The organism is Novosphingobium sp. fls2-241-R2A-195, from assembly GCF_030209485.1.
GTDB lineage: Bacteria > Pseudomonadota > Alphaproteobacteria > Sphingomonadales > Sphingomonadaceae > Novosphingobium > Novosphingobium resinovorum.
The window spans coordinates 61,409-83,696 of record NZ_JARVRY010000019.1; the positions used below are offsets into that span (position 1 = coordinate 61,409).

20 protein-coding genes are annotated in these 22,288 nt (G+C 67.0%); all 20 read right to left on the reverse strand.

Translation table 11 applies throughout. From position 1 onward, the window contains the following. Nucleotides 1-205: 205 nt before the first annotated feature. The 20 genes from ftsZ to QRN25_RS14895 all read right to left on the reverse strand — a co-directional run bounded on the left by ftsZ (nucleotide 206) and on the right by QRN25_RS14895 (nucleotide 22,248). On the reverse strand, nucleotides 206-1,735 hold the full coding sequence (gene ftsZ, locus QRN25_RS14800; RefSeq protein ID WP_285020095.1) for a cell division protein FtsZ: 1,530 nt from the start codon (nucleotides 1,733-1,735) through the stop codon (nucleotides 206-208). A gap of 179 nt (nucleotides 1,736-1,914) precedes the next feature. After that, nucleotides 1,915-3,195 (reverse strand): cell division protein FtsA, encoded by a 1,281-nt coding sequence (gene ftsA, locus QRN25_RS14805; protein WP_008830196.1) that lies wholly within the window; start codon nucleotides 3,193-3,195, stop codon nucleotides 1,915-1,917. Then, on the reverse strand, nucleotides 3,195-4,148 hold the full coding sequence (locus QRN25_RS14810; RefSeq protein ID WP_008830197.1) for a cell division protein FtsQ/DivIB: 954 nt from the start codon (nucleotides 4,146-4,148) through the stop codon (nucleotides 3,195-3,197). The genes ftsA and QRN25_RS14810 overlap by 1 nt, the downstream gene beginning before the upstream one ends. Then, nucleotides 4,145-5,089, reverse strand: coding sequence for a D-alanine--D-alanine ligase (locus QRN25_RS14815; RefSeq protein WP_285020096.1), 945 nt, complete (start codon nucleotides 5,087-5,089; stop codon nucleotides 4,145-4,147). The genes QRN25_RS14810 and QRN25_RS14815 overlap by 4 nt, the downstream gene beginning before the upstream one ends. Next, on the reverse strand, nucleotides 5,086-5,601 hold the full coding sequence (locus tag QRN25_RS14820; protein WP_285020097.1) for a DUF4262 domain-containing protein: 516 nt from the start codon (nucleotides 5,599-5,601) through the stop codon (nucleotides 5,086-5,088). Before QRN25_RS14820 ends, QRN25_RS14815 begins: the two co-directional genes overlap by 4 nt. Beyond that, entirely contained in the window at nucleotides 5,598-6,497 is a 900-nt protein-coding gene (gene murB, locus QRN25_RS14825) for a UDP-N-acetylmuramate dehydrogenase (protein ID WP_285020098.1), read from the reverse strand. Before murB ends, QRN25_RS14820 begins: the two co-directional genes overlap by 4 nt. Continuing rightward, nucleotides 6,494-7,915 (reverse strand): UDP-N-acetylmuramate--L-alanine ligase, encoded by a 1,422-nt coding sequence (murC, locus tag QRN25_RS14830; protein WP_285020099.1) that lies wholly within the window; start codon nucleotides 7,913-7,915, stop codon nucleotides 6,494-6,496. The genes murB and murC overlap by 4 nt, the downstream gene beginning before the upstream one ends. A gap of 13 nt (nucleotides 7,916-7,928) precedes the next feature. Further along, nucleotides 7,929-9,188: an undecaprenyldiphospho-muramoylpentapeptide beta-N-acetylglucosaminyltransferase gene (gene murG / locus QRN25_RS14835; protein WP_285020100.1), complete on the reverse strand. Its 1,260-nt coding sequence runs from the start codon at nucleotides 9,186-9,188 to the stop codon at nucleotides 7,929-7,931. Continuing rightward, complete coding sequence (locus QRN25_RS14840) at nucleotides 9,185-10,375, reverse strand: FtsW/RodA/SpoVE family cell cycle protein (RefSeq protein WP_008830203.1); 1,191 nt, start codon at nucleotides 10,373-10,375, stop codon at nucleotides 9,185-9,187. Before QRN25_RS14840 ends, murG begins: the two co-directional genes overlap by 4 nt. Beyond that, nucleotides 10,375-11,712, reverse strand: a complete 1,338-nt coding sequence (gene murD, locus QRN25_RS14845) for a UDP-N-acetylmuramoyl-L-alanine--D-glutamate ligase (RefSeq protein WP_285020101.1) — start codon at nucleotides 11,710-11,712, stop codon at nucleotides 10,375-10,377. Before murD ends, QRN25_RS14840 begins: the two co-directional genes overlap by 1 nt. 13 nt (nucleotides 11,713-11,725) lie before the next feature. Then, a complete protein-coding gene (gene mraY, locus QRN25_RS14850; protein WP_285020102.1) occupies nucleotides 11,726-12,796 on the reverse strand; it encodes a phospho-N-acetylmuramoyl-pentapeptide-transferase in 1,071 nt (356 codons plus the stop codon). Between the two features lie 17 nt (nucleotides 12,797-12,813). Then, the gene (locus QRN25_RS14855) at nucleotides 12,814-14,283 is read right to left on the reverse strand and encodes a UDP-N-acetylmuramoyl-tripeptide--D-alanyl-D-alanine ligase (RefSeq protein WP_285020103.1); all 1,470 of its coding nucleotides are present in this window, start codon (nucleotides 14,281-14,283) and stop codon (nucleotides 12,814-12,816) included. Between the two features lie 3 nt (nucleotides 14,284-14,286). Next, a complete protein-coding gene (locus QRN25_RS14860; protein WP_285020104.1) occupies nucleotides 14,287-15,747 on the reverse strand; it encodes a UDP-N-acetylmuramoyl-L-alanyl-D-glutamate--2,6-diaminopimelate ligase in 1,461 nt (486 codons plus the stop codon). Beyond that, a complete protein-coding gene (locus QRN25_RS14865; RefSeq protein WP_285020105.1) occupies nucleotides 15,744-17,519 on the reverse strand; it encodes a peptidoglycan D,D-transpeptidase FtsI family protein in 1,776 nt (591 codons plus the stop codon). Before QRN25_RS14865 ends, QRN25_RS14860 begins: the two co-directional genes overlap by 4 nt. Further along, complete coding sequence (locus QRN25_RS14870; protein ID WP_285020106.1) at nucleotides 17,516-18,070, reverse strand: hypothetical protein; 555 nt, start codon at nucleotides 18,068-18,070, stop codon at nucleotides 17,516-17,518. Before QRN25_RS14870 ends, QRN25_RS14865 begins: the two co-directional genes overlap by 4 nt. Then, the gene (gene rsmH, locus QRN25_RS14875) at nucleotides 18,067-19,083 is read right to left on the reverse strand and encodes a 16S rRNA (cytosine(1402)-N(4))-methyltransferase RsmH (RefSeq protein WP_285020107.1); all 1,017 of its coding nucleotides are present in this window, start codon (nucleotides 19,081-19,083) and stop codon (nucleotides 18,067-18,069) included. The genes QRN25_RS14870 and rsmH overlap by 4 nt, the downstream gene beginning before the upstream one ends. Continuing rightward, on the reverse strand, nucleotides 19,080-19,586 hold the full coding sequence (locus QRN25_RS14880) for a division/cell wall cluster transcriptional repressor MraZ (protein WP_008831098.1): 507 nt from the start codon (nucleotides 19,584-19,586) through the stop codon (nucleotides 19,080-19,082). Before QRN25_RS14880 ends, rsmH begins: the two co-directional genes overlap by 4 nt. 354 nt (nucleotides 19,587-19,940) lie before the next feature. Continuing rightward, the gene (locus QRN25_RS14885) at nucleotides 19,941-20,702 is read right to left on the reverse strand and encodes a Gldg family protein (RefSeq protein ID WP_285020108.1); all 762 of its coding nucleotides are present in this window, start codon (nucleotides 20,700-20,702) and stop codon (nucleotides 19,941-19,943) included. 97 nt (nucleotides 20,703-20,799) lie between these two features. Next, nucleotides 20,800-21,183 (reverse strand): hypothetical protein, encoded by a 384-nt coding sequence (locus QRN25_RS14890; RefSeq protein ID WP_271184578.1) that lies wholly within the window; start codon nucleotides 21,181-21,183, stop codon nucleotides 20,800-20,802. Between the two features lie 39 nt (nucleotides 21,184-21,222). Beyond that, complete coding sequence (locus tag QRN25_RS14895; protein ID WP_271184577.1) at nucleotides 21,223-22,248, reverse strand: cysteine synthase A; 1,026 nt, start codon at nucleotides 22,246-22,248, stop codon at nucleotides 21,223-21,225. Nucleotides 22,249-22,288 lie beyond the last annotated feature (40 nt).

Sequence of the window (22,288 nt, forward strand, 5' to 3'; positions counted from 1 at the left end):
ACGACGACTGCCGACGCTTTACGAACCGGAAAGTCGAACGGCGGCCGGGATGCCGAACGACTCCATGCGCGCAGGGATGCGCGCCCTTGGCGCCATGGCCCGGCGCAGATGAACCTAAAGCGAACATGCCCGCCCTGCGACGGACTTCCTTCGACGACGCGGCCCGAAGGAGCAAGAGGCGGAGCAATGCCCCGCCTCTCACGACTTACTGGTTGTTCTGGCGGCCCAGGAAGCGTGGGATGCTGATCGACCCCGCATCACCATCGTCCTCACCGGCAGTCGGCTCGGCGCCGGGACGCGGGCGCGACAGGCTGGTCATGCGCTCGAACAAAGTGCTGCCGCCGCCGACCGGCTTGGCACGCGGCGCGGCGGGTGCGGGAGCGGCCTGGCCGCCATCGAGCAGCAATTCGTCCTGCGTGCGGCGGGGCACCGGAGCAGGCTCGACCGGAGCTTCGAAGCTGAGATCAAGCGGCTCCTTCTGGATGCCACGCAGACCAGCGAAGCCAGAGGTCGCGGCAGGTGCGGCCTGCGCTTCATCCTCGGCACCGAGTTCAAGCTCCGCCGAAGGCTCGAAAGCCTGCGTCGGCGCCACGAAGGGCGCGGGCTCCGGAGCCGGCTGCTGCGCGACCGGAGCAGGCGCCGGCGCCGGCGCCGGAGCGGCGGGTGCCTGATAGCTTGGAGCCGGCGGCGGCGAGTGCAGCGCCGGACGGGCGATCCCGCGCGAGGCACCGAGATTAAGCGGACGCGAGGCGATCTCGGCCATTTCCGTGGTCTGTTCGATACCGGTGGCGACGACCGAGACGCGGATCTTGCCCTGCAGGTCCGGGTTGAACGCCGAACCCCAGATGATGTTCGCATCGGGATCGACCAGTTCGCGAATGTGGTTCGCGGCCTCATCGACTTCGAGCAGCTTCATGTCGTCGCCGCCGATGATCGAGATGATGACGCCCTTCGCGCCCTGCATCGACACGCCGTCGAGCAGCGGGTTGGCGATGGCGCGTTCGGCGGCTTCGAGCGCGCGGTTGGGGCCTTCGCCCTCGCCAGTGCCCATCATCGCCTTGCCCATCTCCCCCATGACCGAGCGGACGTCCGCGAAGTCGAGGTTGATGAGGCCGGGCATGATCATCAGGTCGGTGATCGAGCGCACGCCCTGCTGGAGCACTTCGTCGGCCAGCGTGAACGCTTCCTTGAAGGTCGTTTCCGCCTTCGCCACCAGGAACAGGTTCTGGTTGGGGATGACGATCAGCGTATCGACGTGCTTCTGCAGCTCCTCGATGCCCGAATCGGCGGCGCGCATGCGGCGCGTGCCTTCGAACATGAACGGCTTGGAGACGACGCCCACGGTCAGGACGCCCTTCTCGCGCGCGGCCTGTGCGATGATCGGGGCCGCACCCGTGCCGGTGCCGCCGCCCATGCCGGCCGCGATGAAGACCATGTGGACGCCGTCGAGCAGGCGCTCCAGCTCCTCACGGGTTTCCTCAGCCGCCGCCCGGCCCACTTCGGGGCGGGCACCGGCGCCGAGGCCCTGGGTGATCTCGGGGCCGAGCTGGATGCGGGTTTCCGCGATCGAGTTGTTCAGCGCCTGCGCGTCGGTGTTGGCGACGACGAAGTCCACGCCCTCGATCTGGGCGCCGATCATGTTGGCGATCGCGTTTCCGCCCGCACCGCCGACGCCGATGACTAGAATGCGAGGACGAAGCTCCTCGATAGCCGGCGGTCCGATGTTAATGCTCATTTCGCTCTCCTGCAGGCACGTCGCGCGAAGAAAATTCCTTGACCACTCTGATTGCACGCTTCGATTCGTCTAGGCAAAGGACCATAAACCTTTGTCCACAGCCAAAGCCGCCAATTCCGCCATTTCCTCCGCGTTTGTCGTCCGGTTTGCACGGCTGGTCTTTAAGGCCTTCGAAACGGTCAAAAGTATTCGCGCAAAGCCTGATAGACACGGCCCACCATGCCCAGCTTGCCGAGCCGCACCGTGCTCTGGTGACTGCGCCCCAGCGAGCGGATGTCCTGCGGGTCCGCCGCCGCGTAGAGCACCAGCCCCGCCAAGGTCGAGAAACCCGGCTTCACATGTGCCTCGGCCAGCCCCGAGAGGTGCGCGACCCTGCCGATGCGGACCGGCTTGCCGATCGCGGCCTGCGCATAGTCGGCCAGCCCCACCAGTTCCGCGCCGCCGCCGGTGAAGACCACCTGCTTGCCGCGCTGGCCGGTGAAGCGCATCGTCTTGAGCGCCTTGTTCACCTCCTCCATCAGCATGCCGAGCTGGCCGGTGATGACGCCGATCAGTTCGGCGCGCGGGATACGGTTCTTGTCGTCGGCATGGCGGGCGATCGGGCCGGTGCCTTCCTCGCCCGGCGCGTTGACCGGGATCATCTCGCGGTGATCGTGCGGGCTGGCGATGGCCGAGCCGTTGACGCACTTCAGCCGCTCGGCCTGGAAACGGCGGATGCCGAAGGCCGAGGCGATGGCGTCGGTTATGTCAGCCGAGCCCATCGGGATCGACATCATGTCCTTGAGCATGCCCTGCTCGTAGATCGCGACGTTCGTGACCTCACCGCCGAACTCGACGAGGGCGACGCCAAGATCGCGCTCCTCGGGCGAAAGGCATGCCTGCCCTGCCGCGATGGGCGAGCCGACGACGGCCTCCACCTCTAAGTGCGCGGATTGCACCGCTTCGGTCAGGTTGCGGATCGGGGCGCCGTCCGCCAGCATGATGTGAATGTCGACGCCGAGGCGCTCGGCATGGAGGCCCTTGGGGTCGATCACCCCGTGCGCGCCGTCTAGCCTGTACTGCGCGGGCTGCGCATGCAGCACCATGCGCCCGTCCGGTTGGATCACGTCCTTGGCGGAGATGAGCAGTTGGTCGATATCCTCCTGCTCGATGCGGCGGCCGCCGATTTCGGCGTCGAACTGGTCGATACGGCTGGCGAGCCCTGCCCCCGAGCAGCCGATCCAGACCTTCTGGACGGCAGTGTCGGCCATCTTCTCGGCCCGGTCGATGGCGTCGCGCACGGCATACGTCGCGGCGGCCATGTCGGTGACGAAGCCGCGCTTGATGCCTTGGCTGGCGCGGTGGCCCGAGCCGAGCACGACCATGTCGCCGACCTCGTTGATCCCCGCAACGATCGCGGAAATCCGGAAGGAGCCGATATTGACCGCGCCGAACACGCGGGTGATGCGCTGGTTGGCCATTACTGTTCTTCCCCCGCCGTCGTTTCGGTGGCGCCGGTATGCGGAACCGAGCCCGCCTTCAAGGCCAGTTCCTGCCCGTCCTGCTCCGGCACGCGCATGTAGATGCGGTCCTTCGCGCGCATGTCGAAGGCCGTCACCTTGCCGCCGAGCAGGCGGTTGGTGCCGTCGAGCCGCGCGAACGTGACCAGCGCCCCGGCGGACTCGCGATCTCCCTCGGGCAGCGCGAGCACTTGCCCCGACTGGAACGTCAGGTTCCAGCGGCGGTTACCGATCCACTCGGCCTCGGCGACGCGCGGCTTCATCGCGGGCGCGGCTTCCAGCAAGTGCCCGAGCGCGATCACCTGCTGCCCCGCGCCGGGGCCGGAGACGATCAGCTTGCCGCCCGCATCCTTGCGACTGATGGCTTCGAGTTCATGGCCCGTCTCGTCGATCAGCACGAAGCGGTCGGCCTTGCGCAGCACCGCATGCGGCTCGCGCTCGACGATATCGATCACGAGCGTATCGGGCAGCTGGCGCGAGACGCGCGCGTCCTTGACCCACGACAGCGTCAGCAGATCCTGCCGCAGCGCCTCGATGTCGACCAGCGGCATGGCGCGATCACGCTCGGCCAGTGCCTTCTCGTAGACCTTGAGTTCGTTGATGTTCTTGACGCCGCGCACTTCGACGCGCTTCACCTCGAAGCCGGTCTGCCCCGCGACCAGCGCCATCTGGTGCCCGGCAAGCCCCGGCAGTCCGGCAAAGCTGGCGACCACGCAGACGAGCGCCGCCGCGCCGCCGAGGATGGCGACGAGGAAGATCTTGTGGAGCTGCCCTTCGGAAAACGGCAGCCAGGCCATGACGGAATCGAGCGCCGATCCGGTCCGCGCCTTGGCGACGCGCACCTTGCGCTGCGCGCCTGCCTGCGCGGCGGCCTTGCGGGCGGTGGTGCCCTTGCGCCGGATGGTCTGGCTCATTTGGCCTTTTCTTTGTCGGCAAGCGCCTCGGCGATGATCGCCTCGACGAGTTCGGGATAGTCCATGCCGCAGGCGCGCGCCTGCTCGGGCACGAGGCTGAGCGGCGTCATGCCGGGCTGGGTGTTCACTTCGAGCAGGAACAGCCCCTCGATCCCCTGTGTATCGTCCCAGCGGAAGTCGGAACGGCTGGTGCCCTTGCAACCCAGCAACTGGTGCGAGCGCAGCGCGATATCCTTGCAGGCCTGCGTGATATCGTCAGGGATGTCGGCGGGGCAGACGTGCTCAGTCATGCCGTCGGTGTACTTGGAATCGAAATCATAGAAGCCCGACTTGGGCTTGAGTTCGGTCACCAGCAGCGCGCGGTCGCCGATTACGGCGGTCGTCAGTTCGCGGCCACGGATGTAGGGCTCGGCCAGAAGTTCTTCGAACTCCTGCCACGGCCCGGTCACATCCTTCGCGATGGGGTTGCCGTAGTTACCCTCGGCCGTGACGATGGCGACGCCGACCGAGGACCCCTCGTTCACGGGCTTGAGCACATAAGGACGCGGCAGTGGATCAGCCACGTGAATGTCGGCGGACTTGACCACGCGGCCACCCGGCATCGGCACGCCGTGCGGGACCAGCGCCTGTTTGGTCAGTTCCTTGTCGATCGCGATCACCGAAGTCGCGAGGCCCGAATGCGTGTACGTCAGGCCCATCAGGTCCATCATGCCCTGCACTGTGCCGTCCTCGCCCGGCGCGCCGTGGAGGGCGTTGAACACGACGTCGGGCTTCGCCTCGGCCAGACGCAGCGCGACGTCGCGGTCCATGTCGATGCGGGTGACGGTGTGGCCCTTGGATTCCAGAGCCTTGGCCACGCCCTCGCCGCTCATCAGCGAGACCGGGCGTTCGCTCGACCAACCGCCCATCAGGACTGCGACATGGAGGGGATTCAGGCTCATGAATTCAGACTCGTTCGATAAAGCGGGGTTTGCAGGTCGCGGACGGCTTCGGAGCAGCCCTTGTCCCAGGGGAAGAGGCCGTCGTCCACGCCCGGCCAGACGATCTGCATCGCGCGGGACATTTCCTCGCCCTCATGCTCGGCGTACCACATCGCCGAGTTGAAGTAGTGCGGGATCAGGCATTCCGGCTCGACTTCGCGCAGCACGCAGCGGTGGCCCTTGAGGAGACCATCGACGACCTTCCAGTCCTCCATCTCGAAGCCCTCGCGGCACATGTCGAGCAAGCCGTTGATGACGGCGGCGGAGAGTTCGGTCGAGAAGCCGAAGACGATCACCTCGGGCTGGCTGACACTGGTGCGAAAGCCGACCGAATAGGCGAACTGTTCCTCGCCTTCTTCCTCATCGTCCTCGTCCGGCTCCTCGGGCGGGGTGACGACGGTGATGTGGCAGCCGAATTCCTCGATGTTGTCGAGAATCTGCTGCTCGTGGCGGGACAGGCGATCGTCTCTCATGGGCGGGTTCCTACCCGCTGGATTTCCCATTCGAGATCGACGCCGGACTTGTCCTTTACCCGGCGGCGCACTTCGTCGCCGAGGTTCTCGATGTCCTCGCTGGTGGCCTCGCCGGTGTTGAGCAGGAAGTTGGTGTGCTTCTCGCTCACTTGCGCGCCGCCCATGGTCAGGCCGCGACAGCCAGCCTCGTCCACCAGCTTCCACGCGGCGTGGCCCTCGGGGTTCTTGAAGGTGGAGCCGCCAGTCTTGGAACGCAGCGGCTGGCTGGCCTCGCGCGCGGCGGAGATGCGGTCCATCTCGGCCTGGATCGCGGTGGGTTCGCCGGTACGGCCCTTGAAGCGCGCGGAGACGACCACCGCGCCTTCGGGCAGCTGCGAATGGCGGTAGGTATAGCCGAGATCGGCATTGCCCAGCGTCACCAGTTCGCCCGAGCGCAGCACCACGTCGCAGTCGATCAGGATGTCCTTGACCTCGCCGCCATAGGCGCCGCCGTTCATCCGCACGAAACCGCCCACGGTGCCGGGGATCGAGCGCAGGAATTCCACGCCCGCAATCCCTGCATCGCGCGCGGTCGAGGACACGAGGATGCCCGAGGCACCGCCGCCGCAGTCGAGCGTGACGTCATCCACCTTGGTGACCTTGGCGAAGGCCTTGCCCAGCCGGATCACCACGCCCGGAACGCCGCCGTCGCGCACGATCATGTTGGAACCGAGGCCCAGCGCCATCAGCGGCACCGCCGGGTCCAGAGCGCGCAGGAAATCCTGCAGGTCGGCCAGATCCTTTGGCTCGAACAGCCACTGCGCATGGCCGCCCGCCTTGAACCAGACGAGCGGGGCCAGCGGCGCATTGGCCGTCAGCTTGCCCCGAACCGCCGTCTGATCGAACGTGAGTGTCACCCCGCCCTCCGCACGCGAATGCTGTCGGCAAGGCCGGCGGCCCACTTGGTGATGTCACCCGCGCCGAGGCATACGATCATGTCGCCCGGCTGGATCGAGCCCGCCAGCACCTCCGCCAGCGCGTCCGCGCCCGCGATGACCTGCGCCGAGCGATGCCCGCGCGCCTTCATCCCTGCGACCATCTCCGCGCTGTCCACGCCCTCGATCGGCTGCTCGCCCGCCGCGTAGACGGGCGCGGCATAGACCACGTCGGCGTCGTTGAAGGCGCCCTGGAAATCTTCCATGTGGTCGCGCAGGCGGGTGAAGCGGTGCGGCTGCACCACTGCGATGACGCGGTTTTGGACGCCCTCGCGCGCGGCGGCGAGCACGGCGCGGATCTCGACCGGGTGGTGGCCGTAGTCGTCGATCACGGTGACCGAGCCCCCGTCGAGTTCCACTTCGCCGACCTTGGTGAAACGCCGTTTCACGCCGCCGAACTTGGAGAAGCCGGTCTGGATGCAGGTGTCCGAGCAACCCATCTCCACCGCCACGCCCACGGCGGCGAGCGCGTTCTGGACGTTGTGGCGGCCCGGCATCGGCAGCTCGATGCCCTCGATTCGGCGGAAAGCCCCGTCGCGCTGGCGCAGCGCCACGTCGAAGCGGTTGCCGCCGGGGATCGGCGTCACGTTCTCGCCGCGAATGTCGGCCTGGGCGGAGAAGCCATAAGTCACCACGCGGCGGTCGCGCACCTTGGGGATGATCGCCTGCACTTCGGGGTGATCGATGCACAGCATCGCCGCGCCGTAGAACGGCACGTTCTCGATGAACTCGACGAAGGATTCCTTGATCCTCTCGAACGAGCCGTAGTGATCGAGGTGCTCGGGATCGATGTTGGTGACGATCGCGATCGTGCCGTCGAGGCGCAGGAACGAACCGTCGCTCTCGTCGGCCTCGACCACCATCCAGTCCGACGCGCCGAGGCGGGCGTTCGATCCGTAGGAGTTGATGATACCACCGTTGATGACCGTCGGGTCCACGCCGCCCGCATCGAGCAGCGCCGCGACCATCGAGGTCGTGGTGGTCTTGCCGTGCGTACCCGCCACCGCGACGGTGTTCTTGAGGCGCATCAGTTCGGCCAGCATTTCCGCACGGCGCACCACCGGGATGCGGTGTTCGAGGGCATAGACGACCTCGGGATTCTCGCGCTTCACCGCCGTGGAGGTGACCACCACCGCCGCGCCCTCGACGTTCTCGGCGGCGTGGCCGATCATCACCTTGATCCCGCGCGCGCGCAGGCCCTCGACGACATAGCCCTCGGCAATGTCGCTGCCCTGCACTGAGTAGCCGAGGTTGTGCATGACCTCGGCAATGCCCGACATGCCGATGCCGCCGATCCCGACGAAATGGATGGTCCCGATTTCGGTGCCGACGCCCTTCACTTCCCAAGACCCTTCACTTAAAAGTCTCCATTGCCAGTGCCTCACCGCCTTGCGGGGCGCTGGCCTTTTCCATTCGAATGACGTCCATGATCGGCGCCGCGCCGAAGCTCTCGACGAGGTCGGCCAGATCACGCGCGGCGTTCGGATAGCCGCAGTTCCACGAGGCATGCGCGGCATTGGCCAGCGTCTCGGGATGCTGGGCGATCGCCTGGATCTGCAGGCACAAGTCCTTGGCCATCTTCTGATGGACCTCGGCCTGTTCGCTGAGCAGCGCATTGCGCTTGTCGCCCTTGTAGGCGTCGGGGTTCTCGGTGGTGACGGCGGGCTGGCGGATCACCCGCGCGCCGCCGCCCGCGACCATCTCGCGCGCGTTGACGCTCTGATGGTCGTCCATCGCGTAAGGCAGCGGGATCAGGATCGCCGGACGGCCCACGGCGGTCAGTTCCGCGATCGTCGAGGCGCCCGAGCGGCCGATGAACAAGTGCGCACCGGCAAGGCGCTCGGCCATGTTCTCGAAATAGGTCGCCAGTTCGGCGGGGATGCCGTGCGCGGCGTAGCGTTCGCGCACCCGCTCGATGTCCTCGGCGCGCGCCTGCTGGATCACCTGAAGGCGCGAACGGAGCGCCGGGGGCAGCATCGCCAGACCTTCGGGCACCACGTCCGAAAGCACCCGTGCGCCCTGGCTGCCGCCGGTGACGAGGATGCGAAACAGGCTGTCCTCGGTGAATTCGGGGTACGGCTGCTCGCGCAGGCGCAGCACGTCCTCGCGCACCGGGTTGCCGACAACGGTGACCTTGCCCGCCAGCGCCGGGTCCAGCTTCTCGGTCTTCTCGGCCGAGGTGGCGATGGCGTCCACCTTCTTGGCGAACCAACGGTTCACGCGGCCGAGCACCGAGTTCTGCTCATGCAGCACGATCGGCAGCTTCGCGGCGCGCGCGGCCAGCATCGTCGGCATCGCCGGATAGCCGCCGAAGCCGACCACGGCGGTCGGCTCGAAGCTCTCGAACAGGCGCAGCGCCATGCGGCGACCGGCCAGCACGCCCTTCGCGCCCTTGAGCCAGCCGAGCGGGTTCTTCCCCGCGATGCGGCCTTGGGGCAGGACGTGGGTGGTCAGATACTCGGGCTTGCCGGGAATCGCGGCGCCGCGCTCGTCGGTCACCAGCGCGACGTGGTGGCCGCGCGCGTGCAGTTCGGCGGCGAGCGCGAAGGCGGGGATCAGGTGTCCGCCAGTGCCGCCGGCCGCAAGCACGTAATGGCGCGAAACCGAACTCATGACATATCTCCGATGGCGCGCAGGCTGAACTTCTCGCGCTGAATGAACGGGTTGCGCCGCGTCACCGCCAGCAGCAGGCCCATGGAGAGGCACATCGCCACGGTGGACGAACCACCATAGCTGATAAGCGGCAGGGTCATGCCCTTGGACGGGAACAGCTGCAGATTGACGAGGATGTTGATGAACGCCTGCCCGCCGAACTGCGCGGCGAAGCCCGATGCGGCGAGCACCGTGAACAGGTCCTCCTCGTCCACCAACCGCAGGATCACCCGCGTCAGGATCGCCAGGTAGAGGATCACGATGACCATGCAGGCGAGCAACCCGAACTCCTCGCCGATGACGGAGAAGATGTAGTCGGTATGCGCCTCGGGCAGCGCCATCTTGCGCGTGCCCATCCAGAAGCCGAGCCCGGTCCACCCGCCGTTGAGCAGGGTGCGCTGGGCAAGGTCCACCTGGTCGAAGGCCGAGCCGCCGAACAGGAAGTTGTCGATGCGGTTGCGGCCGTTGTCATACGTGAAATACATCAGGACAAGACCCGCGATGCCTGCGCCCGCGAACATCCCGATGCGCTTCACGTCGATGCCCGACAGCAGGATCATCACCAGAAACGCGCCGGAAAACAGCATCGTCGAGCCGAAGTCCGGCTGGAGCATCAGCAGCGCACCAAGCAGACCCATCACCGCGAAGCAGATGCCGACGACCGGAATCTGCGGATCACGCGCGCGCCACGAGACGATCCATGCCAGCAGGATCGGCCAGCCGCACTTGAGGAATTCCGATGGCTGGAGCGAGATGCCGAAACGCAGCCAGCGCTTGGCGCCGTTCACCTCGGACCCGACGATCGGCACCAGCACCAGCGCGAACAGCATCGCCGCGCCGAGCAGGATGCCGAAGCGGCGCGCGCTCTCCTTGGTCAGGCTGGAGGCCCAGAACATCGCCGCAAGGCCCAGCAACTGCCAGCGCATGTGCAGGTAGAAGAAGTGCAGCGAACGCAGCTTCTCTACCGAGGTCGAGAGACGCTTGGCGCTCGCGGGCGACCCCGCCGCCACGGCGACCGCGCCGATCGCCATCAGGATCAGCACGAGGACCAGCGTGGGCCGGTCGATCTCCTGCCACCAGATCGCGATCTGGCTGCGGCGATTGCGGTTGTAGCGCTGCGCGTTCGGGCCTTGCGCAAGGGTAGCCATCAATCCTGCCCTTCCAAGAGCGCCTCGACGATCTGGCGGAAAACGTCACCCCGCGCTTCGTAGTCGCGAAACTGGTCGAAGCTGGCGCAGGCCGGTGACAGCATGACGACGTCGCCGGGCTTGGCCGCGACCATCGCCTGACGGATCGCCTCGGCCATCATCTCGCTGCGGTGGACCTGCGTGTAGGGCGAGAGGATTTCCGCAAACAGCGGCCCCGCGTCACCGATGGTATAGGCGGCGGCGATATTGCCGAAGAACGGCGCGCATTCGTCGAGGTTGTCGCCCTTGGGAAGGCCGCCGAGAATCCAGTGGATGCGCGGCTCCGGATCGGGCGGGAATGCCGCGATCGCGGGCGCGGTGGAGGCCGGGTTGGTCGCCTTGGAATCGTTGATGTAGGTGACGCCGTTCGCCACCGCGACGCGCTCCATGCGGTGCGGGAGGCCGCTGAAGGTGCGCAGACCCTTGCGCCACTGCGCCTTCTTCACCCCCAGCGCCTCGACGATGGCGACCGCCACGGCGGCGTTCTGGAGGTTGTGCGGCCCCTGCAGCGAGGGCCATTCCTTCTGGATCTCGACGAGGTCCGCGCCGTCCGCGAAGCGCACCAGACCGGGCGCGCGGCCCGCGGCCTCGATATGGGCGATCGACCGCGTCTCCTTGTCGCCCACGCCGAACACGGCCTGTCGCTCGCGCCCCTGCATGGAGAAGAGGCGCCCCTTGGAGGCGGCGTAAGCCTCGAACCCGTCGTAGCGGTCGAGGTGGTCGGGGGTGATGTTGAGCAGCGCTGCGACATCGCAGTCGAGGCTGCGGGTGATGTCGATCTGGTAGCTCGACAGTTCGAGCACGTAGACGCCGCCCTCGGGCAAGGGTTCAGGGCCGAGCACCGGCACGCCGATATTGCCGCCCGCGCGCGCCGGAACGCCCGCGACTTCGAGCAAGTGGCAGACGAGCGAGGTGGTGGTGGACTTGCCGTTGGTGCCGGTTATGCCGACCACGCGGTGCGCGGGCAGGCTGGCGCGGGCCAGCGCGAAAAGTTCGATGTCGCCGATCACCGGCACGCCCGCCCGCTCGGCGGCTTCGGCGATGGGGTGGCGGTTCAGCGGAATGCCGGGCGAGACGACGACGCCGTCATAGCCGGTGATGTCGGCGCTGACCGGGTCGGCGAGTTCCACCTTGCCGCAGTCGGTCCACTCGCACAGCTGCTGGCGCGCTTCGTCGCGGCTGTCCCATGCCATGACGTGCGCCCCGCTCTCGACCAGCGTGGCGACGGCGGTGAGGCCCGAACGCGCGAGGCCGAGGACCGCGTAGCGCTTGCCGGCGAAGATGGAGGAGACGATCACCCGACCGCTCTCCTCAACGCAGTTTCAGAGTGGCGAGGCCCAGCACCGCAAGGACGATCGAGATGATCCAGAAGCGGATCACGACGGTCGATTCCTTCCAGCCTTTCTGCTCGAAGTGGTGGTGGATCGGCGCCATGCGGAACACGCGGCGGCCGGTGCGCTTGAACCAGAAGACCTGGATGATGACCGAGGCCGCTTCCAGCACGAACAGCCCGCCGACGACTGCCAGTACGATCTCGTGATGCGCCGCGACCGCTATGCAGCCCAGCGCGCCGCCGAGGGCGAGGCTGCCGGTGTCGCCCATGAACACGGCCGCAGGCGGCGCGTTGAACCACAGGAAGGCAAGGCCCGCCCCCATGATCCCGGCGCAGAAGATCGCCAGTTCACCCGCGCGCGGAACGTGCGGAATGCCGAGGTAGGTGGCGTAATCGACGCGGCCCGCGAGGTAGCAGATGATCGCGAAAGTGCCCGCCGCGATGATGACCGGCATCGTCGCGAGGCCGTCGAGGCCGTCAGTCAGGTTCACCGCGTTGCCCGCACCCACGATTACCACGGCGGCGAAGACGTAGTAGAACGGGCCGAGCGGAATGTAGCGGCCCGACAGGAACGGCACGTAAAGGTTCGTATTCAGCTGGCTGACGATGATGTAGGACGCGATGCCCGCCACCACGAATTCCAGCAGGAGCCTGATCTTGCTCGACAATCCGGCGTGGTGGCGCTTGGTCACCTTGTCGTAGTCGTCAAGGAAGCCGATCGCGCCGAAACCCACCGTCACCGCCACGCAGGCCCAGACAAACGGATTCTTGACGTCCATGAACAGGACCATCGAGCCGATTAGCGCGGTCAGGATCATCAACCCGCCCATCGTCGGCGTGCCACGCTTGGCGAGGTGGCTCTGCGGGCCGTCCTCGCGGATCGGCTGGCCCTTGCCCTGACGGACTCGCAGCATGTTGATGAACTTCGGCCCGATCAGCAGGCCGAGGCACAGCGCCGTCATGAAGGCCGCGCCCGAGCGGAACGTCTGGTAGCGGAAGAGGTTGGACAGTCCCTCGTAGTGGAACCAATCTGCGATGAGATACAGCATCTTGCGGGCTTTCGCCCCTACCCTTCCGTCTTTCCTAGCACCGTCACGAGTGCTGCCAGACCCACCGAATTCGAGCCCTTCACAAGGATAGCGTCATCCCGTTCGAGGCCGAAAGCGCGCAAGGTTTCGACAGCTTCCCGCACACTTGCGCAATGGGCGAATGCCACCGGTTTGCCAAGGCCGGAAGCCCCGGATTTCCCCAGTTCCCCCCCAAGTACCTGCGCCAAAGCACTCATCTCATCGCCGACCAGAATCGCGTAGTCGACACCCGCCTCGCGGATCGGTTCGGCGAGGCCGGCGTGGTAGTCGGGACCGTGGCTGCCCAGTTCCTTCATCGCGCCGAGAACGGCGATCCGGCGATGGGCGGGCGTGCGGCCCAGCTGCGCCAGCGTGGCACGCATGGAAGCCGGGTTGGCGTTGTAGCTTTCGTCGATCAGCAGGGCCTTGCCGCCCTCAACATCGATCTCCATCCGCGCACCGCGACCGGCCAGCCCGCCCATCTCGGCAAGCGCCACCCCAGCGGCACCCAGATCGCCCTTAACGGCACGTACCGCAGCCATAACCGCCAGCGAGTTGATCGCCTGATGCTCTCCGGGCGCGGCGACGGTGTAGCACACGCGCCGGTCGCCCATGTCGATGGTGACGAGCGAGCCGCCGCCGATCGCGGGCACCGCATCGAGCAGCCGCACGTCCGCATCCGCCGCCTTGCCGAACGACACGACCTTCGCCCCCAAGGCCAGCGCCGCATCGCGCAGGCGCAGGAAGTGCGGGCTGTCGGCGGGGATGACGGCGGTTCCGCCCTCTTCCAGTCCCTCGAAGATTTCCGCCTTGGCGTCGGCGATGGCCTCTTCGGAACCGAGCATCTCGATGTGCGCGGGGGCGATCGTGGTGATGAGCGCGACGTTCGGGCGAACCTGCCGGGTCAGCGCGGCGATCTCGCCCGCGTGGTTCATGCCCATCTCGAAGATGCCATAGCGCGCGCGGCTGGGCATGCGGGCAAGGCTGAGCGGGACGCCGACGTGGTTGTTGTAGCTCTTGACCGAACGGTGCGCGTCACCCCGGCTGGAGCGGTCGAGCGCGGCGAAGATCATCTCCTTCACGCCCGTCTTGCCGACCGAGCCGGTGACGCCGATAATCGGGCCACGCGCGCGCAGGCGAGCCGCCGCGCCGAGGCGTTCGAGCGCCTCCATCGTGTCTTCGACAAGGATATGCGGGCCATCGACCGGGCGGTCCACCACCACGGCCGCCGCGCCCTTGGCGAAGGCAGCCTCGACGAAGCGGTGGCCGTCCATCGCCTCGCCCTTCAGCGCGAAGAACAGGTCGCCGGGCTGGACGTCGCGGCTGTCGATCTCGACGCCGGAGACGGTGAAGTCCGTGCTCGCCTCCCCCTTCACCGCGCGCGCGATGGCGTCTGCGTCCCACAGGACCAGCGGATTGTCCTCCAGCGGCGCGGCGGGCCAGTCGAGGATCCGGGTGATGGCGTTCATGTCCTACCTTCCCAGTGAACCGGCCATTTCCCTGGCCACGGTGACGTCGTCGAATGGCAGGACGCGGACAGTGTCCCCGCTGCCGATGATCTGCCCCTGTTCGTGCCCCTTGCCGGCGATGAGGACGACGTCCCCCGCACCGGCCTCGGCGACGGCGAGACGAATCGCCTCGCGCCTATCGCCCACTTCCCGCGCACCCGCTTCCATTCCGGCGAGGATCATCGCCCGGATGGTCGCCGGGTCTTCCCCGCGCGGATTGTCGTCGGTGACGATGGCGAGGTCTGCCCCCGCGCTCGCCACTTTGCCCATTTCCGGGCGCTTGCCCTGATCCCGATCGCCACCCGCGCCGAACACGGCGATGAGCCTGCCCGTCACATGCGGCCGAAGCGCCGCGATCGCGGCCTCCAAAGCGTCGGGCGTATGCGCGTAATCGACGTAAATCGGCGCGCCGTTCGTGTTGAGGCCCGCCCGCTCGATCCGCCCACGCACGGTGACGAGGCGCTTCATAGCGTCGAACGTGGCATCAGCATCGCCGCCGCTGGCGATCACCAGCCCCGCTGCCACCAGCGAGTTGGCGGCCTGATAAGCGCCGATCAGCGGCAAGTCGATCTTGCGCGCCCTGCCCTCAAATTCGATCTCCAGCGTCTGGCCGAGGCTCGTGGGCGTGCGCTTGACGAGGCGGATCGCCTCACCCTTCTCGCCCACGGTGAATAGCGTGAGGCCGCGCGCCTTCGCATGCTCGATCGCCTTGTCTGACCACACGTCGTCGGCCCAGACGACCGCCGTGCCGCCGTCAACCACGACTTCGTCGAACAGACGCATCTTCGCGGCGAAGTACTCGTCCATCGTCGCGTGATAATCGAGGTGATCGCGACTGAGGTTGGTGAAGGCGCCCGCCATCACTCGCGGCCCCTCGATGCGGAACTGCGACAACCCGTGGCTCGACGCTTCGTAAGCGACATGCGTGACGCCCTCGCGCGCCAGACCAGAGAGGTTGGCGAGGAATGTCGCGATGTCAGGCGTGGTCAGGCCGGTGGAGACGGTTTCGTCCCCTGTCGTCACGCCCAGCGTGCCGATCGAGGCGGCGCGTTCGCCCGCCATGCGCCAGAGCTGGCGCGTGAGTTCCACGGTGGAGGTCTTGCCGTTGGTGCCGGTCACCGCCACCAGCGTATCGGGCACCGGCGCGAAGAACGGCGCTGCCAACTGCGCGAACAGACGGCGCGGCTCCTCGTCCGCGAAGTGGATCGCGCCTTCGACCACCGCATCGGGATGCGCGACGATCGCCAGCGCGCCCGCTTTCACGGCGGCGGCGATGAAGTCCTCACCGTTGAACTTCGTGCCGCGAAATGCGCCGAACACGGTGCCCGGCGCGACCTTGCGGCTGTCGATCGCGAAGCCGGTGACGTTTGCATCACCGTCAATCGCAGGCAGTCCGGCAGCAGCACAAAGGGCCGAAAGCTTCATTCTCCGTCGCTCCCCTGCGGCACCAGAGGCCGCAGATCGGTGGTGTCGATATCGCGGGTCTCGTCGGGCATCACGCCCAGCAGCGGCCCGATGCGCGGGACCACGCGCTGGATCACCGGAGCGGCGTTCCAGGCGGCGGTGCGCTGGTACGAGGTGGCGGCGGTGCCCTGCGGCTCGTCCATCATGGCGATGACGACGTAGCGCGGCTTGTCCATCGGGAAGGCGGCGGCGAACGTCGCGATCAGCGAGTGGTGGCGATAGCCGCCCACGCCCGGCTTCTCGGCCGAACCGGTCTTGCCGCCGACGCGGAAGCCGGGGGCGTCCGCCTTGCGGCCGGTGCCGTACTGCACGATCATGCGCAGCAACTGGCGAATGCGCGCACTGGTGGCGGCGGTGAACACGCGCCGGCCCGTGGGCACGTCCGCCGGGGCCAGCTTCTTGAGCGTGGCGGGACGCCAGATGCCGCCGTTGACCAGCGCCGCATAGGCCGAGGCCAGATGCAGCGGCGTCACCGCGATGCCGTGACCATAAGCGACGGTCATCGTGCGCAGGCGCGGCCATTCGCCGCTGGCCCAGATCGGGAAGCCCTTCGCGGGCAGTTCCACGTAAGGCCGCTGGTTCATGCCCAGCGCTTCCATCGTCTTCTTGAGCCGCACGCCGCCCAGTTCGTCGGCGATGCGCGCGGTCACCGTGTTGGACGAATGGATCAGCGTCTCCGGCACGTTGAGCGAGGCGCCGTAGTTGTGCAGGTCATGGATGGTGAAGCGGCCGACATGGAGCGGCGTCGCGGGCCATTGCTTGCTAAGGTCGGTCACCACGCCCGCGTCGAGCGCGGCGGCGACGGTGATCGGCTTGAAGGTGGAGCCCAACTCGTAGACCTGGTTGGTCACGCGGTTGAAACCGTGCGGCACGTCGCCGTTACGCGCTTCCTCGGCGGAGATGACCATGTCGGTCGGCTTCACGTGGTTCGGATCGAACGAGGGCAGCGAGGCCAGCGCGAGAATCTCGCCGCTGTCCACGTCGAGCACCACGCCCGCCGCGCCCTTGGCGGCGCTGAGTTGCATCGCGCGCGCCAGTTCGTCCTCAAGCGCGCTCTGCACGCGGAAGTCGATCGACAGCGTCGCGTGGCCGGTGCGGCCTTCGGGGCTGATGAGCTGGTCGTTGAAGGCCTCCTCCATGCCGACCTTGCCCTTGCCGTAGCTGTCGACATAGCCGAGCACGTGCGCCGCCATCGACCCCTGCGGGTAGAAGCGGGTCGCCTCCAAGGGGAATTCCAGCGCCGGTTCGCCCAGCGCGTGAACCTTGTTCGCGTCCTCGGGCAGCAGCGACTTGCGGAGGTACGCAGGCTTTCCGGCCCGCAGCTTGGCGAGGATTTCGTCGCGGTCGAGGTCGGGGAAGATGCGCAGCAGGCCTGCGGTCACCTCTTCCGGCGAGTGGATCAGCGCCGAGCCCTCGGTCATCGCCTTGGGGTTGTACCAGAGCGAATAGACGCGGAAATCGCGGGCCAGCGGCACGCCGTTGCGGTCGACGATGTCGCCGCGCGCGGGGATCAGCATGTCGGCCAGATCGCCCTGACGCGGGCCGACGCCGGTGAAGCCGAGATAGACGATGCGGAAGATCGCCAGCACCGTCACCAGCATGAAGACGGCCAGGATCCACAGCATGCGCGCCTTCGCCGTGAGCAGCGAGCGCTGGCGCACGTTCACCAGGCGGCGGCGGCCGACCGAGACGGTGGTGGGGATCGTCCCGAGGGGAAACGCCGGGGCGTTCACTGCTGGGCAGCCTCCGCCACTTCGATGCGGGCCAGACGCTTGCCGAGCGCGGCGGCGTCACGCGCGATCGCCTCGCGCTCCGGGTCGCGGGTTTCCGCTTTGGGCTTGTCGGTGATCGCAGCCGCCGTCGCCCCCGCGACCGGCGAAACCATAGCGAGGAGCGAGCCGCCCTCACCCTTCGAACCATCGCCCGAAGCGCCACCCTGCACTTCGGCATTGGCGTAGCGGATGGGCGCAGGCGCGCCCGGGCCCGCGGGCACGCCAAGCGCGGCCAACTGGCGCTCGCCCTCGATGTACTGGCCGGCGGTGGGTGCCTTGTAGCCGAATTCCAGATCGTTGAGGTCGCGCAGCGCCTGCTGGTTGGAGCGGGTCTGGAACTCGGTCTGGAGGAAGTCGATGTCGCGCTTGACCCAGACGATCTTCTTGTCGGTATCGTGGACCTGGCTCTTCACCGCGTTCACGCGCAGCGTCAGGCCCACGGTGCCCGCAAAGCAGACAACGAGGACCGAGACCCAGCCGATCGATCGGATCCGATCACTGGTAAGGTTCATGCGACTTTCCTTCGGCCGGGGGTGCCATAAGGCTCGGGTGAGCTTGGATTCCTGGGGGGGGTACTTGTACGGACCGCGCTGCGCAGGGTTGCCGAGCGCGAGCGCGGGTTCACTTCCAGCTCATGCTCGCCGGGGCGCACGCCCTTCGACACCTTCTCGAAAGGCGCGGGCGCGGTGGCCGTCTGCGGCAGATGGCGCGAGGTGGACTGACCCGCGCTGCTGGCATCGCGCAGGAATCGCTTCACCTTGCGGTCCTCGAGGCTGTGGAACGTCACCACCGCCAGCCGCCCGCCGCCCTGCAGCAGCGTCTCGGAAGCCTCTAGCGCCGCGTCCAGTTCGTCCAGTTCGCCGTTCACATGGATGCGGATCGCCTGGAAGGTGCGGATCGCCGGGTCCTTGGGCGCATTGCTGCCCTTGTAGGCGGGATTGTAGCCCAGCGCCTTGCGCACCACGCGGGCGAGGTCGCCGGTCGTCTCCAGCGGCCGCGCGGCCACGATCGCACGGGCCAGACGGCGCGACTGGCGTTCCTCGCCGTAGAGATAGAGCACGTCGGCGATCTGCGCCTCGTCCGCTTCGTTGACGAAGTCGGCGGCGGACATGCCGTCCTGGCTCATGCGCATGTCGAGCGGGCCGTCGGAACCGAACGCGAACCCGCGCCCCGCCTGATCGAGCTGCATCGAGGACACGCCGATGTCCATCACCACGCCGTCAACCTTGTCGACCCCCACATCTCCAAGGCCTTCGACCATTTCGGAGAAGCGGCGGGCGTGCAACACGAGGCGCGGCGGATTGCTGGCGAGTTCGGGCCATTTCCCCGGATTGTTTTGCACAGCGGCGATCGCATCGGGATCGCGATCGAAGGCATGCACCGTCGCGCCCTCGTCGAGCAGGCGGCGAGTATAGCCACCGGCACCCAGCGTCGCATCGACGATGAGGTCGCCGCCCCGGGGGTTCAGGGCGGCGACCACCTCCTCAAGGAGCACGGGAATATGGGGTTGACCGGGGGCACTCACGACTTCTTGGCCTTTGCGATTTCGGCTTCCTGCAGCGAGCGGCAGGTGGCGATGGCGGCCTCGAACGCAGGGTCTTCGGCGTGCTTGTAGAGTTCGTCGGGGTTCCAGATCAGGATGCCGGTGCGGCCGATGCCCTGAAAGAACAGCTGCTCCCCCACGGCGGCGAGACCGGCGAGCGCCTCGGGCATGGTGAAGCGGCCGCTGCCGTCGAAGGGCACCTGCTGGAAGTTGTAGAGCTGCATCGCGCGGCTATCGCGATTGAAGGGCTTGCCGGCGGTATCTGCACGCACCTGCTCGGCATCGAGCTGGGTTTCGAAATCCTCGACGCGGGAGAGGCCGAAACCGACGAGGCACTTCCAGTCGGCGTGCTTGGCAAGGCACAGAACGTCCTTGCCGCTCGAATCCCGTACGGGAGAGCGAAGCTCCTTGGGCAGCACGAAGCGGTTCTTGTCGCGCAGAAGCGAGAAGCCCGGTCCGCTGTAGATGTATGGCTGCCCCGCCATGACTGTCCGAAATCGCCCCTAAGTTGCCGTCCCGGAACATGAAGACCCCCTCGCCCGGCGACGCATGCGCGCCGGTTTCCGTGACCCAAGGCGGGCACGGCAGGAATCAGCCTTTCCGATTGACAGTGGTTCTATATCGGGAATGTCGGGGATTAAAGGGAAATATGGGGATGAACGGGCACTTTTGCGCCGAAATGTGGGACTTGCGGCGAACCGTGGCGGAACGTTTCATGAATCCGGGGCGCCGACTATCGCACAATATCGTTGAGAATCAGAAAGATTCCGTCTTTCCCGCGCTGATCCCGCACCATCCCCGGTTTCAGGGAGTTCGTCCCCAATATTCCCGGCGGGTTGCTACTTGGCGAGACGATGCAGAAAATCGGCCAGAAGCGCCTGCCTGGCGGCCAAATCTGCCGATTCATCAGGATTTTCGAGCACGGCCGCATCTGCCAGCGCAAGAATGCGCCCCTTCCCCGAGACGCAGTCGGCGCGCAATCCCCGCGCCTCGATTCGGCACTCGGCAACCGCATCCCCGGCTTTCCCCGAGCCGCCCCCGGATTTCCCCAAAGGTTTGAACCGGCCTGCAAGATTGACGGGAATGCCGCCTTCCAGCCGCTCTCCGGCCTCCTGCGTGTCGTCGAACTGCAGTTGTAGTCCCCAGCGCGCAAGGATCGGAGAGAGCATGGCGATGTCCTGCGGCCGCCGGGGATCACCGGGGCCGAACCGGGAATGCACGGTGAGCATCGGGTCCACGAACAGCAGCACTCGCCCGCCCCCACGCACCCAGGCATCGAGCGCGACGTTCTCCTGCGCCGTCAGTGGACGCGGCTGGGCAAGCACCAGCACGCCATTCTCGGGCAGCGGCAGCCCGCCTTGCGCATTGGCCAGCGTATCGAGCGGAATCACGCGACCTTGCGCACGCAGGACCTCCAGCGCCCAGTGCGGCGCGCTGTCGTCGGCAAGAAGCCCCTTGATGTCCTTACTCTCGTTCCACGCAATCGGCAGGCTGGAGTAGAGGCCGATGACCTCTTCGCCTTGCGGCCGGGGCACAGCACCCTGCCCGCATGCGGCAAGCAGAAGCCCCGCAATCAAAGGGCTCGCACGCCAGCCCTTCATCCCAACACCCCTTCGTCATTGCGAGCGCAGCGAAGCAATCCAGCGCGGCTTGCGATACCCTGGATTGCTTCGCTGCGCTCGCAATGACTGAAGATGGTCAGGGCGACGTCTGCGCCGAGGGTGAGCCGGTCATGTCCATACCCGGCGTCGGGGACGTCGAGGCGCCCGGATTCTGGGTGGGCGTCGGCGTAGGGCTGGGATCGGCCGCCGGGACCACGCCGATGTCCGCGAGCGGATCGCTGGCAGTCTTCGTCGGCTTGGCATCGACCGCGACCACATCCTGGATCGGGTCCACCGTATCGGTGAGCCGAATCCTGTCGCGAATCACGTTGGCAAGGCCGACGATCAGCAGCATCGCGCACAAACCGAACAGCCCGATCTGCAACCGATAGACGGCCTGCGACCTCAGTTCACGGGTAGTGGGCGGCGTGAAGTGCTGCGCCGTCTGCAAGGGCTCAAGAATTGAATGCGACTCGATCATATAGGCGGACGTTTTCCTGCCGTGTGTGACAGGTTTACATCACCTCGCCAGCCAAGGGAAGACCGGCAAGCTTTTGGATTCCAGCCACTCGGCATTGTAGAGCGACGAGAGGTAGCGGAAACCCGTATCGCACAGGATCGTCGCGACGCGCGGGTCCTCGCGGCCTTCTTCCACCAGCTTGCGGCCGAGCGCCACCGCGCCCGCCACGTTGATGCCGGACGACAGCCCCAAGCACAGCCCTTCCTCGCTCAGCAGGCGGCGGACCCATTCGAGGCCCTCCTCGTCCGAGATGCGGAACTGGGTGTCGATCGGCGCGCCTTCGAGGTTGGCGGTGATGCGGCCCTGGCCGATGCCCTCGGCGACGGAGTTGCCCTCGGCCTTGAGTTCGCCGTTGGCGTAGTAGTTGTAGAGCGCCGCGCCGTGCGGGTCGGTCAGGGCGACGATGATGTTCTCGTCGAAGGCCTTCAGGCCCATGCCGGTGCCGGCGATGGTGCCGCCGGTGCCCGCCGCGCAGGTAAAGCCGTCGATCCGGCCGCCCATCTGTTCCCAGATTTCCGGTGCGGTCGATTCGATGTGGGCCTTGCGGTTGGCGATGTTGTCGAACTGGTTGGCCCAGATCGCGCCTTCGGTCTCCTCGGCCAGACGGCGCGAGGTGTGGACGAAGTGACCGGGGTTCGAAAACGGCGCGGCGGGAACCAGCACCAGTTCGGCGCCGAGCGCACGCAGGGTATCCATCTTCTCGCGCGACTGCGTCTCGGGCATGACGATGACGGTCTTGTAGCCCAGCGCGTTGGCGACCAGCGCAAGGCCGATGCCGGTGTTGCCCGCCGTCCCCTCGACGATCGTGCCGCCCGGCTCGAGCAGGCCCTTCTCCTCGGCGTCGCGCACGATCCACAGCGCCGCGCGGTCCTTCACCGAGGCGCCGGGGTTGGCGAATTCGCACTTGCCCCAGATCTCACAGCCGGCGGCCTCGCTCGGCCCCTCCAGGAGCACCAGCGGAGTATTGCCGATCAGGTCGAGCGTGGAAGCACGGGGTTGCGGGGCAGTGGCCAAAGTCGCGGTCATGGCGCGACAGTTAGGAAGCCAAGGCGCGAGGTGCAAATGA